The 12,773-nt window shown below is 73.2% G+C and carries 9 protein-coding genes and 2 pseudogenes; 5 read left to right on the top strand and 6 right to left on the bottom strand.

Annotated features, from left to right (window positions below; translation table 11 throughout):
• The 3 genes and pseudogenes from AC559T_RS21355 to AC559T_RS21365 all read left to right on the top strand — a co-directional run.
• Positions 1-160: pseudogene (locus AC559T_RS21355) on the top strand (recombinase RecA); the annotation flags it as partial.
• A gap of 97 nt (positions 161-257) precedes the next feature.
• Positions 258-353: pseudogene (locus AC559T_RS21360) on the top strand (IS6 family transposase); the annotation flags it as partial.
• Positions 354-2,039: 1,686 nt separating this feature from the next.
• On the top strand, positions 2,040-2,366 hold the full coding sequence (locus AC559T_RS21365; protein WP_131627306.1) for a helix-turn-helix domain-containing protein: 327 nt from the start codon (positions 2,040-2,042) through the stop codon (positions 2,364-2,366).
• Between the two features lie 224 nt (positions 2,367-2,590).
• Here AC559T_RS21365 and AC559T_RS21370 read toward each other — a convergent pair whose 3' ends face one another.
• Together AC559T_RS21370 and AC559T_RS21375 are read right to left on the bottom strand one after the other, a co-directional pair.
• The gene (locus AC559T_RS21370) at positions 2,591-3,592 is read right to left on the bottom strand and encodes a YihY/virulence factor BrkB family protein (protein WP_112108032.1); all 1,002 of its coding nucleotides are present in this window, start codon (positions 3,590-3,592) and stop codon (positions 2,591-2,593) included.
• Positions 3,593-3,673: 81 nt separating this feature from the next.
• Entirely contained in the window at positions 3,674-4,768 is a 1,095-nt protein-coding gene (locus tag AC559T_RS21375; RefSeq protein ID WP_498869861.1) for an NAD-dependent epimerase/dehydratase family protein, read from the bottom strand.
• 536 nt (positions 4,769-5,304) lie between these two features.
• On the opposite strand from AC559T_RS21375, the gene AC559T_RS21380 reads away from it, so the two are divergent.
• Positions 5,305-5,526 (top strand): hypothetical protein, encoded by a 222-nt coding sequence (locus tag AC559T_RS21380; RefSeq protein ID WP_195905826.1) that lies wholly within the window; start codon positions 5,305-5,307, stop codon positions 5,524-5,526.
• A gap of 577 nt (positions 5,527-6,103) precedes the next feature.
• Here AC559T_RS21380 and larC read toward each other — a convergent pair.
• Both larC and AC559T_RS21390 read right to left on the bottom strand, forming a co-directional pair.
• A complete protein-coding gene (larC, locus tag AC559T_RS21385; RefSeq protein WP_498869862.1) occupies positions 6,104-7,405 on the bottom strand; it encodes a nickel pincer cofactor biosynthesis protein LarC in 1,302 nt (433 codons plus the stop codon).
• A gap of 28 nt (positions 7,406-7,433) precedes the next feature.
• Entirely contained in the window at positions 7,434-8,360 is a 927-nt protein-coding gene (locus AC559T_RS21390) for an aminotransferase class IV (protein WP_498869882.1), read from the bottom strand.
• 306 nt (positions 8,361-8,666) lie between these two features.
• On the opposite strand from AC559T_RS21390, the gene AC559T_RS21395 reads away from it, so the two are divergent.
• Positions 8,667-11,099, top strand: a complete 2,433-nt coding sequence (locus AC559T_RS21395) for a PAS domain-containing protein (protein ID WP_498869863.1) — start codon at positions 8,667-8,669, stop codon at positions 11,097-11,099.
• A gap of 28 nt (positions 11,100-11,127) precedes the next feature.
• Here the strand turns inward: AC559T_RS21395 and AC559T_RS21400 are convergent, their stop codons facing one another.
• Positions 11,128-12,006, bottom strand: coding sequence for an anti-sigma factor (locus AC559T_RS21400; protein ID WP_498869864.1), 879 nt, complete (start codon positions 12,004-12,006; stop codon positions 11,128-11,130).
• Positions 12,003-12,614 carry a sigma-70 family RNA polymerase sigma factor gene (locus AC559T_RS21405; protein WP_020461724.1) on the bottom strand — a complete coding sequence of 204 codons (612 nt, stop codon included), beginning with the start codon at positions 12,612-12,614 and terminating at the stop codon, positions 12,003-12,005. The genes AC559T_RS21400 and AC559T_RS21405 overlap by 4 nt, the downstream gene beginning before the upstream one ends.
• Between the last annotated feature and the right edge of the window lie 159 nt (positions 12,615-12,773).

Below are 12,773 nucleotides of genomic sequence, written 5' to 3' on the forward strand. Positions count from 1 at the left end.
CGAAGGCGACCAGCTCGGCCAGGGCAAGGAAAACGCACGGTCATTCCTCCGCGACAACCCGGACCTGACCAACGAGATCGAAAAGCGGATCAAGGAGAAGCTCGGCCTCTCCCCGACGCTGGACGCCGACGCTCCCCCGCCAGTCGCGGTGAACCTCTGACCAGGGCGTGATGTACGGCTCCAATGCGTCCGGCCAGGGCAGGCCTTCGCGCTGATTGTCGGGCGTGATCAAGTGATGGGTCGAGGTGCGGTCGTTCCGCAACATCCGCCGCGGCCACTACGAGCTCGCCGTCGACATCGACCCGAGGCTGCGGCTGGCCGCCGCGTTCACCGAACTCGCTGCTGCCGTCTGACCGAAGGTCACCATGGCCGCTGGCATGCCTCGCCTCCTCAGAACGCAACACCGTCACGTCGCGTACCCGCCATCTGGCGCACAGCGACGCAGCGTCCCAGTCTGACTCGGCTAGGCCGTCGAGCAGGTCGGCCAGGTCGGGGGCGTTCCATCCAGCGGAGCTGACGCGTATCCCTGCCTTCCCGGGCCGGTGCCGGCGATGCCTGGCACGATCGGCCGCCGCAGGGTAGCTGCCTCCTCGATTCCGGAAAATCTACTCCCGCCGCAGTAGACATCGAGCGCTTCCCTGGGTAGGGTTCCTGTCGTAGCCAAGGAAGTCACATGGTCGCGGCAGACATGAACTGGCGCGGGCAGGGCGGTGGCCAGGGCAGGCCGCCGAGCACCACGACAGAAGTTCAGCAGTACCCGACCAGACGACGAGCAGAGGAGTAGACGCCATCAGGATCGCCCGAGCGATGGTCTAGCTCGCTCGGCTACCGCAGGCCCCAGATTGGAAGGTGGTCCCCGGTCACGCATCGCGATCTCCGCACGCCCGCCCTCCGGGGCCGGCTACGCGGACTCAGGGAACTTGACGTACCTAGTAGATGGTGTTGAGTTTGTGGGGCCCTGGTGCCATTGGCACCAGGGCCCTTCGACGTGCCCCGGTTCTGGGGCGACCCCCACGTAGCCGTCCAGCGGAGGCGATCAACGGTCCCGCGGCCCGGTTCCTGGTGGCCTACAGATAGAAGCGACGCGCCGAACGAGCGACCGGTCCGACGCGCCTTGGGTGTCAATGGCCTCGGGGGCGCGGCGGCTCGGGGCGGGGTCCTGTGCGGCGCGGTGTGTGGCGCCCTGCGCTCGCCGGGCTGGGTTCCTGACAGTGTTCGACCTGCCAGTCGTGGGTGCTTGGCCGGCGGCATCTATCTGACCCTGCTCGTCGACCCGAAGGTCCGCGGCGCCCACCAGGAACAGCGGCTGGCCGACGCCCGCGCCGACCGCCCCTTCGACAGGACCGGGCCCACATCGTGGAGTACGACGTGCCCCGCGGCTTGTGCGCGTGCCAGTCTGCTGGATCGGCCGCACATCCCCTGTGTGCCCGCCGTCGCGGTCACACCATCCCGCGACCCGGCCGCGATCTGGCTGCGGCAGATCGCGGCTGCTTCCTGGTCGTGCAGGCCGAGTGTGTTCCTCCACCGGAGCCGACGCCCTGCCCTGTCCTGCCTTTCCGAGCAGGCGCCGCCGCCGACGGGCCCCGTCGTGCGCGGCAGGGTAGCTGTCTCCTGGGAGCCAAAAATCTGTCCCCGCCGTAGTAGACATCTGGGCGCGGCTGTGGGTAGAGTTCCTGTCGTAGCGAAGGAAGTCACATGGTCGCGGCAGACATGAACTGGCGCGAGCAGGGCGGTGGCCAGGGCGGGCCGCCGAGTACCACCGCGAAAGGTTCGGCAGTACCCAGTAGTTGACCTGTGTGGAGAGGGGAGTAGACGCCATCAGGATCGCCCGAGCGATGGTCTAGCTCGCTCGGTTACCGCAGGCCCCGGATTGGAAGGTGGTCCCCGGTCACGCATACGCGATCCCCGCACCCCCGCCCTCTCGGGTGGGCATGCGGGTTCCAGAACCCGGCGCGTCTTGGCCGGTAGATGGTGTTGAACCCCCCGGGGCCCTGGTGCTGTATGGCACCAGGGCCCCTCGATGTGTCCCGAGAGGCGCGATGACCCCTGAACGCACACGCAAACCGGCCCACAGTCTCGACGACGACGACTACCCCGCCTACACCATGGGCCGCGCAGCCGAGATGCTCGGCACCACGCCTGCCTTCCTGCGGGCCCTCGGCGAAGCCCGTCTGATCACGCCGCTGCGCTCCGAGGGCGGCCACCGCCGCTACTCCCGCTATCAGCTGCGGATCGCCGCCCGCGTCCGTGAACTCGTCGATCAGGGCACCGCGATCGACGCCGCCTGCCGCATCGTCATCCTCGAAGACCAACTCGCCGAAGCCCAGCGGCTCAACCAGCAATCACGCCAACTGACAACCAGCTAGCCACCGCCCGCCGAGACCCCCTGACAGGCAGATCGACAGGCCCTGCTGGTGCCGGCGCACCTGCGCTTCGGGCTCACCACACCCAGCTCGCGGCCGGGCTCGGGATCACCTCGATGGCGGGCTCCCGAGGATCAGGGCTGGGCGGCACCCTCGCGCTCGGCCTGCCCTGGCCGGGTGGGCATTGCTACCGGGTCGCGGCGTGGCACTCGTCGCCGTCGGCTCCGTCAGGTGGTTCGCTGACCGACGTGTCGGCGGGAGCGGCGTGGCCGGTGGGGCCAGGTGTGGGTGTCGCGGGGTTCGGCGTACGGCTCCTCGTCCGCGGGCAGGCCACCGGCGACGGCGCGTTCCCGGGCGATCTCGGCGTCGAACTCCAGGCCGAGCAGGATCGCCAGGTTGGACAGCCATAGCCAGACCAGGAAGATGATGACTCCGGCGAGGGTTCCGTAGGTCTTGTTGTAGGAGCCGAAGTTCGCGACGTACAACGCGAAGCCCCCGGACGCCGCGAGCCAGATGACGACGGCCAGGGCACTGCCCGGCGTCAGCCAGCGGAAGCCGCGCACCCGCACGTTGGGCGCGGACCAGTACAGCAGGGCGATCATGAGGATCACGAGCAGGACGAGTACCGGCCACTTCGCGTAGGACCAGGCCGTCAGTGCCGCGCTGCCCAGGGCGAGCGCCTTCCCCGCCTGGTCGGCGAGGCCGCCGGAGAACACGACGATGACCGCGCTCGCCGCGAGCAGCACCATGAGCATCACCGTCACGGCCAGTCTCAACGGCAGGACCTTCCACGCCGGACGCCCTTCGGGAATGTCGTAGACGACGTTCGCGGCGCGGATGAACGCGGCGATGTAACCGGAGGCGGACCACAGGGCACCGGCCAGGCCGACGACGGCCAGGATCCCACCGGCGCCGGCCGTGTCGCGAATGCCGTTCACCGCGTTCCGCAGGATGTCCCTGGCGGACCCGGGAGTGAGCTGTTCCATGTTGGTCAGGATGCTGTCGGTCGCGGACCTCCCGACCACGCCGAGCAGCGACACCAGGACCAGCAGCGCCGGGAAGATCGCCAGAACACCGTAGTAGGTGAGCGCGGCCGCCCGGTCCGGCAGCTCGTCGTCCTTGAACTCCTTGACCGTGCGCCGCAGCACCGCGAACCAGGAACGCGGACGCAGCTCGTGAAGCCGGTCCGGCTCCTCATCCCGCCGGTGCCGTCTCCAGATCGCAGCCATGACCGATGCTTAGCCGCTGCGGCGCCCGCAAATCCTCTCCTCCGTGCCGGTATCCAGCCCTCCCGGCGCGTGGTCGGCTTGTCAGGCATGCCTGCCCACGCCGGTGCGGATCTCCCGCAGACGGCCCGCGGGGGTGTCTGGTGCGAGGGCGGCGGTGTCCCCTCCGGCGCCTTCCCGCAGCCCCGTGAGGAGGCTGCGGAGGGCGGCGTGGGAGTCGTGCCGGGGCGTCCAGCCCAGTTCCGTCCTGGCGCGGGTGGTGTCCATGAGGGGCAGGTGCAGGACGGCGTCGAGAAGCCCTGGGGTGGCAGGCACCAGATGCAGGCGCCAGGCCGCCGCGAGCGCGGCGCGGGCCGCCCCCGCCGGTACCCGTACGGCGCGGGCGCTGAGGGCCTCGGCGAGGGTCCGGCTGTCGACCACGGGCTCGGCCGCGATGTTGAAGGCCCCGCGAACGGTCCGCTCGGCGGCGAGCCGGTAGGCCTCGCCCACGTTCTCGGAATGGACGACCTGGAATCTCAGCCCGGCGAGATCGGGAACCACGGGTACCGTGGCGGCCCGAACCAGCCCGCCGGGCAGGAGCGGCCCCGCGAACGGGCGGCGTTGCTGGCTGGCCGCCCGCCGTTTGAAGACGAACCCCGGCCGGAGCCGGACCACCCGCATCGCCGGATGATCGAGCTCGAAGGCGTCGAGGACACGCTCGACGTAGGCCTTCTCCCGGGTGTAGGCCGCGCCTGGCCAGCCGTGGGTCGGCCAGGTCTCGTCGACGGTGCGATCCTTCGGTCCGGGGGAGTACGCGCCGACCGACGAGGCACACACGAGAGCCGGCACACCCGCCCGCGCCGCCGCGTCGAACACCCGGATGCCGCCGAGGACGTTGGCCTGCCAGGTCGCCGTCGGATCGTGTGTGGGTTGGAACAGCCACGCGAGATGGATGACCACGTCGGCGCCGGCGAACACGGGGAGCAGGTCGTCGCGGGCAACGTCGGCCGGCACCCAGGTGGTCTTCTCCGCAGTCCAGCGAGGTGGTCTGCGGGCGACACCGGTGATACGGGCGATCGCGGGCGAGCGGGCCAGGGCCGTCAGGACGCTCGTCCCGACGTTGCCCGACGCGCCCACCACGACGACGACGGCGCCGCGCCCGGTGGCGGACGTTCCGGTGGTGGATGGGGATGTGCTCACAGGCGGACTCCTCGGCGCAGGACGACGTGTCCCACCGCCCTGGGGCATGCGGCGGAACCTCGCTCGGATTGGCCGCACCGCCAGGATCGCCGCTCACGAGCGTGCGAAACGTGGTGGGACCGGCCGCCGCGCGGCAGGTAGGCGGCCCGTCGCCAACACACCGCAATTGACTGATCGTGATGGGTGGAGGGTCGGGTGGGCAGCGTCGGGCTGGTGCCCCCGCGCAGTCCTCCCTGCTGGGGGCGGGGCCAGTGAGTTGCGTCAGCCGGTCCATGCGCTGACGTGACAACTCGCATCCCGGCCGGCTGCCCGTCCTCGACGCTCCGGCCCGCGGGGGCGTACCGTTGAGTACAGCGGACTGCCTGCACGATCACGTCCGGTGTCAGTACATCCCGGGTAAGCCGGGGCTAATGGACGGATGGTGCGGCAATGTACCCCCAGGTCAGGCCCGGGCATGGCCCCGGCGGAGCGTCAACCGCCCGCGTGGCGGACCCTGCGAGCTGCCTGCCTCGCCCTGCCGTTGCATACTTGCGGTGATGAGCCAGTCAGCGGTGCCCAGACGCCATCTGCCCACCAGTCCGTTCAAGGCTCCCGTGATCCCGCCGTGTCCTCAGTTCGCTGAGGGCGACCGGGTCGTACACGACGCGTACGGGCTCGGCCGGGTAACCCGGGTCGAGGGTACGGCCGCCGTCCTCGTCGACTTCGGGTCCCGGCAGGAACGCATACCGAGCCCGTTCGAGGGGATGTCCCACCTCTGAGGCCGTGCGGGCGCGAACAGGCGCCTGCACGCCGCGGGACGGTTCCCGCGCGCGGGAACACAGGCGGCCCCGAAGAGGCGCGTCGCCACCGGAGGGCGTGTCCGCCCGACGGTGCACTTCATGATCTTTTTCTGCCCGTCTCGCCGTTCGTCACGGCGACCCCATCCGAAAGCGTGACCTCTCATCGACACGATCTCGCTCCCTCTCTTCTCGGCAGCGGAGCCGGTACGGCCGCTGCGTCGGCAGGCGCCTCCGCCGCCGACGAACCACCCCTTCCACGCGCCGGACTTCGGGCGCCTCGCGCCGGCGGCGCCGGAGGACATGGATGATCTGGAGCCCGCGGCTCCCGCTCCCGTCCCCGCAGCCGCCGTGCGGACGCGGCCCCACGACGGCCCGCGCACCCGGCCGGCCCGCCGCCGGCCCACGCAGCCCCGCCAGCACGGAACCTCGGGCCAGCACCGCTGAGCCCCGTCTGACCTGGCACCCCGCGGCGGATCGCCGACCTCGCGATCGGCGATCCGCCGGGCCGGGTGATCAGTTCGGACGGATCAACAGGGCCGGGCGAGCCGCCGGGACGTCAGCCCGGCTGACCCGGCCGGCCGTGCCCGTGGGCCCCGGGGTGCTCGACCGTCGGAAACTCGTTCCCAGGGGCTGCGGGGGAGTGGGCCCGCACGGCCTCCGCCCGGGCCAGGTCCAGGACCACCTTCGGGGGTAGCCCGGCCGTCGCCGCCACCGCGACCACGTCGTCGTACTCCACCGAGGCGTTGACGACGGCACCGCGAGACGAGGCGATCTTCACCCGCACCTCCCCGCCCGCCACCGCCACCCGCAGCTCGCGGCGGGCCAGCGCGGACTTCGTCACCGTGTGCTCGCGGACCCCGATCGACGTCGTGTGGCTGAAGATCACCTGCCGCAGCCGGTCGGCCGCGACGGGCTCGCACAGCACCGACAGGACGTGCGCGGGCCGGCCCTTCTTCATCAGGATCGGGGTCAGCCAGGCGTCCGCCGCGCCGCCGGCGAGCAGCGCCCGCAGCGTCGACGGCCACAGCCGCGGGTCCAGGTCGTCGACGTTCGTCTCCAGCACGACGCTGTCGCCGTGGCGGGCCCCGTGCGCCGCCGCCGGCCCCGCCAGATCGGCCCGGCCGACGACCAGCCGGGTCACGTTCGGATGCCCGTCGAGATCCCGCCCGCCGGCGCCCAGCCCGATCGACGTGGTGCGCATGAGCGGCATCGGACCGAACTCCTCGGCGAGCGTGACGGCGAGCGCCACCCCGGTCGGCGTCGCCAGCTCGGTCTCCACCGGGCCGCCCGACGCCGGCGCCCCGGCCGCCCGCAGCAGCTCCAGGACGGCCGGCCCGGGCAACGGGATGGCCCCGTGCGCCGCGCTGATCCGCCCGCCGCCCAGCGAGATCGGGCTGCACACGAGCCGGTCGATCCCGAGCGCGTGCAGGCCGGCGACGGCGCCGACGACGTCCGCCAGGCTGTCGAGCGCGCCGACCTCGTGGAAGTGCACCTGCTCGATGGGACGACCGTGCACCCGCGCCTCGGCGGTCCCCAGCGCGCGGAAGACGTCCGCGGCCCGGGCCCGTACGACCGGGTCGAGGTCGGCGGCATCCAGCAGCCCGAGGATGTCGGCGAGCCCGCGCGCGTGCGGGCTCGGCGCGCACCGCACCAGAACCTGGGACGCCCGCAGCCCTCCGCGCTGCACGGTCCGCGCGTCCAGCCGCACCTCGTCGGGCAGGCGCAGCGCCGCGACGGCGGCCCGCAGCACGGCCAGGTCGACCCCGGCGTCCAGGCAGGCACCGAGGAGCATGTCGCCGCTGATCCCGCCGGTCGCGTCGAGCCAGCCGACGACCCCGGTGGACGTGTTGCCTGTCATGCCCCCATCATCGCCCGGCGGCCGACGGTCAGATCTCGTCCCAGGGCACCGAGGCGTAGGCGCGGCGCAGTGCGGCCAGCGCCGTCTCGTTCACCGGGACCGGTGTGGTGTCGATCCGGTCGACGGGCACGATCCCCCGCGCGTTGGCGACGAAGGCGGCCCGGAAGTGGCCGACGTCCGCCAGCCGTACCGGCTCCCGTCGGGACTCGAGGAGCGGGCCGCGCTCCTCTCCGGCCGCGGCGGCGGGCACGATGGTGGCGGTGTCGGGCGCCGTCACCGCGGCCGCGGCCGCGGCGGCGGGGACTTGATGTGCGACAGGCTCGGCGGTGGCCCCGGGGCGCAGCCGCTCGTCGAGTAGCGCCATGGTGACGCCGACCAGCGACGGGCCGTCCGGCCAGATCACCCTGGCCGGCGCCGCGGTGACGAAACCGATGTTGGCGACGGTGGTCTCGCAGACCAGGCCCTCCCCGGTGACGAGCAGCGCGTCGTCGAAGCCGCGCCCGCGGGCCAGCCGGCCGAAGTGGATCTGCCCGAAGCTGCCGACGTGCTTGATGTGCGGGAACGGCCGCTGGTAGCGCAGCGAGCACAGCCGCAGCGGGCCGGCGGCGGGCTCGGCCGGCGGGCCGATCGAGACCAGAATCGAGACCGACCCCGTTCCGGTGGGAAAGACCACCGTCCGCACGGTCGCGTCGCCGCTCTCCGCCGGGCCGTGCGGGGCCGGGGTGGTCGCCAGCGCGTGCCGGATCCGGTCGCGGACCAGGCCGCCGTCCAGGTAGGTGCCGTAGAGCTCCTGGTTGGCGCGGTCCAGCCGACGCAGGTGCAGTGCCAGCCCCCGGACCCGGCCGGCCCGGACCTGCATCGTCGTGAGGTGGCCGTCGTTGGCCAGGGCGAGGTGGCGCAGGTCGTCCACGCCCGCGGGGTGGCCGTCGACCTCGACGTGCGTCAGCGGTGTCATGTCCACGGAACCCACGGTAGCGATCTCTCCGCGCCGGATCGGGCTTTCGGCGGGCGCCGCCGGGATCCGCCGGCGGTCCCCCGCCCGGGCGCGAGGATTGCGCCGGCAGCTGCCGAAGTCGTTGCGGATACAAGGTTGCGGCTGGGGGAACGGTCCCCGGATGAGGGCCGGCGAAGCGCTCCGGGGAGGATGTTGTTCCAGCAGCGGCGGTCACCCGCACCGCGTACGGTGTCAGTCCTAGGAAGATCGCCCGTGCCCCCGGCCGGGGCGCGGGTGATGATCGCAGCCGTGATGGATGGGGGCCCGGTGACGTCCGAGACAAGCCATGCCGACCCGACGACCCGGCCCTGGTCACGCAGCGGTCCGGGCCGGGCGGCGGCCGCGGAGACGTCCGCGGCGAACCTCCTCGACAGTCTGAGCGAGGTGGTGTTCCGCACCGACGCGGAGGGCCGCTGGACCTACCTGAACCGGGCCTGGACCACCCTCACCGGCTACGACGTCGGCCCGAGCCTGGGCGCCCGCTTCCTCGACTACGTCCACCCCGACGAGGTCGAGTACACGACCGCGCTGTTCATGGGCGTGGTGCGCGGCGGCGCCGACCACTGCCACCACGAGACCCGCTACCGCACCCGCCACGGCGGCTACCGGCAGGTACAGATCCGCGCGAACGTGCTGCGCGGCCCGTCCGGTGAGGTGCTCGGCAACACCGGCACGATCCTCGACGTCACCGACTCCCGGCTCGGCGCCGAGGCGGTCGGGGAGCACGCCACGCTGCTGGAACTGATCACCGCAGGCACCGATCCCGAAGAGCTGCCGACGGGCGTCGCCGTCTACGACCGCGACCTGCGGCTGCGCCGCGGCTCGCCGGTCGTCGACCGCCTGGTCGGCGCGCAGCTGCTTCCCGGGGACCCGCTCGACCGGCTGGTCGAGCTGCTGCACCCCGCTGACTGGCAGACACGCTCCCTCGGTGGCGACTGGGGCCTGGTCGCGCTCGCCCTGCGCACCCGCCGGGCACAGCTCGGCGACCTCGAGCTGGCGGGCGAGCGGGGCACCGGCCGGGCGCTGCGCGCCTCGGTGATCCCGTTCGACCAGGGCGGTGAGGAGATGGCCGCGCTCGTCCTGTCCGACATCACCGACCTGCGCCGGGCCGAGCGCCAGCAGGCCGGGCTCGCCCGGCTCGGGCAGCGCGCGCTGGCAGATCTCGACATCCCGACCCTGCTCGTCGAGGCGGTCGGTCTGGTCACCACCACCCTGGACGTCGCCGTCTGCGACGTGATCCGCCGCGAACCCGCCGGCGACCGGGCGAGCCTGGCCGACGGTCCCGAGCGCGCCGGTCTGCCCGACGGATCCGCCAACGGTTCATCCACCAGCGCCGCCGGTGGTGCTGGCGGGCCGGGTGCCGGTGCGTCCGATCCCGGGCACCTCGCGCGCCTGACCGACCCGCCGGTGCCGACCGCGTCCACGCAGCTCGGCACCGGCCCGATCTACCTGACCGGCACGCTGGCGGCCGAAGCGAGCTCACTCGTCCACCTCGCGCTCGGCGTCGACGAGCCCGTCGTGGCGAACGACCTCGGAACCCGTCCACACCTGCGCAGCGGGTGGTCCGACGCCGGAGGCGCGCAGGCGGCGCTCGCGGCCCGGATCGGCTCGGCCCGGTCACCGTTCGGCGTGCTGGCCGCGGCCAGCACGCGTTCGCGCCGCTTCACCGGGGAGGAGGCACGCTTCCTCCAGTCCGTGGCGAACATCCTCGGCGCGGCGATCGACCGGGACCGCGCCGAGCGCCGGTCGCGGCAGCTCTACGAGGAGGCCCAGCGCGGCCGCGCGTGGCTGGCGGCCAGCGCGGAGATCACCGCCGGCGCGCTGGTGGCCGGCCAGTCCCAGCAGGCCCTCATGCTGCTCGCCTCGCTCGCCCGCGGCGTCACCTCGGCGGACGTCGGCGCCGTGGCACTACCCGACGAGGCGGGCAACCTGGTCGCCACCGAGGTCGACTCGGCCCCCCACCGCCACTCCGACCCGGAAACCCTGCACAGCCTCGCGCTCGCACTCGACGCGGCCGAGAACCGTCCCGAGTTCCTGGCCGGACGTCCCGTGCACGTGGGTGATCTCGACGCGACCGACGCCTGGAGCGGCCCGGTCGCCCTGACCGGACCCACCGAAGCCCGGCCGGAACCACGCGGAAACGTCCCCGCGGCAGCATCGCCGACCGCCCCCGCCCCCGCCCCCGCCCCCGCGTCGGGGTCGGGGTCGGGGCGGGCGGCCGCGGGCCCGCCGGACGGGTCCGCGGCGAAGGGACCGGACGGCCCGATGGCGGTGGCGCCGCCGATCCCGCCGGATCCGCGGCTTCGCGAGGCGCTGGTCATCCCGCTGGTCGTCGCGGACAAGCCCCTCGGCGCGCTGGTCCTGGGCAACAGCACCGAGGGCGTCCCGTTCGCCGGGAACGACCCCGAGCTGGCCGGAGCATTCGCGAACGACGCCGCCCTGGCCCTCCAACTGGCCGAGGCACACCGCGAGCGCGCCCGGTTCGCGGTCTTCGAGGACCGCGAGCGCATCGCCCGGGACCTGCACGATCTCGTCATCCAACGGCTCTTCGCGATCGGCCTGCACCTGCAGTCGCTCACGCGGGCCGTCGGCGACGTGACCGCGGCCCGCCTGAACGCGGCCATCACCGGACTCGACTCCACCATCGACGACATCCGTCGCACGATCTTCAAACTCCAGCCGACACCGGTAGGCGCCTGATCCCGTCCCGGCCTGTCGGCCCGGCTGCCTAGCCCTGTTTGCGTCCAGCGCTCTGGTGGGCCTTGAGCGCGACGGCGCCGACGGGATCCGTGGTGGGCTGCGCTGACCCGCCGGCGGGTTCGACGGTGAGCGCGACCTTCTCCGCGTCGCCCACGTTGCCGACGACCCAGTCGGCGGACCTGGAGTTACCGACCGTCAGCCCGGCGGAGCGCGCTCCCGCCGGCCCGAGCAGCCACAGTTGGTAGACCTTCCCGGCATCGAGCGGCGGCAGGTCGCGCGCGGAGACGACCGCCAGGTTGCCGGCGTTCGCCATGGTCAGCTGGCCGCCCCCGGCGACCGGTGCAGAGTCGGCCACGGTGAGCGCGGAGGCCGCGAGGGCCTGGGCGTCGGTGACCTGGGCGCGTGTGTCGGCGAGCTCGGCCCGCTGGTTGATGGTGACGGTCCCCAGGGCGGCTCCCGCCGCGAGGACGGCGGCGGCGGCGACCCCGACCAGCGCGTGACGTGCGCCCGGACGTCGGCGCCGCCCGGCGGGGCCGCCCTGCCGACCCCGGCCGGGCAGACCGGGGGTGGGCCGAGCACGGCCGAGCCCGGCCTGGCCGAGCCGGGCGGATCCGTCGTGCTGACCGGTCTGATCAGGTCGGCCGGTGGGTGGCGCGGCCCGGTCCGTGGGAACGCGCGGGCGGAACTGCGGCGTCATCCCGATCACGGCGAGGATGTCCGCCCGCAGGCCCGGCGGTGGCTGCTCGGCGGCGATCGCCGCGAGATGCTCCGTAGCCGCCGAGAGGCGGACGAGCTCGTCGGCGCAGAACTCGCACTGCTCCAGGTGGGCGTCGACGAGCGCGGCGTCGGCCTGGTCGACGGCGTCGAGCGCCCGGGCAGCGACGAGAGAGTGTGCGTTGGCGGTCAAGACCGGCCCCCCATGCAGTCCGACAGCCGGCTCAGCCCGTCACGCATCCGGGTCTTGACCGTGCCGACGGGTAGTTCGAGCAGTTCGGCGACTTCGCGGTAGGTGTAACCGGAGTAGTAGGCGAGTGTGATCGACTCGCGCTGGGTGGCCGTCAGGTCGCCCAGGCAGCCGCGGATCCGCTCGTGCTCCAGCCTGGTCTCGACCTGCTCGGCGACCTGGTCGTGCGGCCGCGCGGTGGACCGGGCCGCGACCCGGACGTCCCGCGCCCGCTGGGCCTCGACGGAGCGGACCCGGTCGACCGCGCGGCGGTGCGCCATCGTCGAGACCCACCCGGTGACACTGCCGCGGGCGGGGTCGAACCGCGGCGCCTCCTGCCACACCCCGACGAAGACCTCCTGGGTGACCTCCTCGGCCTGCGCCGGGTCGCGCACGACCCGGCGCACGAGTCCGTACACGCGTGCGGCGAGCTGGTCGTAGAGGGCACCGAACGCGTCGGTGTCCCCGCGGCCCGTGCGGGCCAGTAGCGTCTCCGGGGTCGGCCCGCAAACGCCGTCCCCGGTACCGGGCAGGGCGCGCAGCGCCGCCGCCTGGATCTGGTCGGCTTCCATGACTCCCCATCGCGTCGTCACCAATGACTCGACCGGGGTTCGTCGCCGCGGACCTCGCGGATCGGTCCGGCGCGAACATTCTCGTCCCTTACGGCTCGTTCCACTCCCCGCCCCAACTGCCCGGGGCCGATCGTCCAACCCCACGAGGGATCCTGCGGC

It is taken from the genome of Frankia sp. Hr75.2, from assembly GCF_949319125.1.
GTDB classification, from domain to species: Bacteria; Actinomycetota; Actinomycetes; order Frankiales; family Frankiaceae; genus Parafrankia; species Parafrankia soli.

Excerpts from the sequence above, each read along its gene's own strand:
- AC559T_RS21380 (WP_195905826.1), top strand. The coding sequence starts at position 5,305 with ATGAGCCAGTCAGCGGTGCCCAGACGCCATCTGCCCACCAGTCCGTTC.
- AC559T_RS21365 (WP_131627306.1), top strand. The coding sequence starts at position 2,040 with ATGACCCCTGAACGCACACGCAAACCGGCCCACAGTCTCGACGACGAC.
- AC559T_RS21370 (WP_112108032.1), bottom strand. The coding sequence starts at position 3,592 with ATGGCTGCGATCTGGAGACGGCACCGGCGGGATGAGGAGCCGGACCGG.
- AC559T_RS21405 (WP_020461724.1), bottom strand. The coding sequence starts at position 12,614 with ATGGAAGCCGACCAGATCCAGGCGGCGGCGCTGCGCGCCCTGCCCGGT.
- larC (WP_498869862.1), bottom strand. The coding sequence starts at position 7,405 with ATGACAGGCAACACGTCCACCGGGGTCGTCGGCTGGCTCGACGCGACC.
- AC559T_RS21390 (WP_498869882.1), bottom strand. The coding sequence starts at position 8,360 with ATGACACCGCTGACGCACGTCGAGGTCGACGGCCACCCCGCGGGCGTG.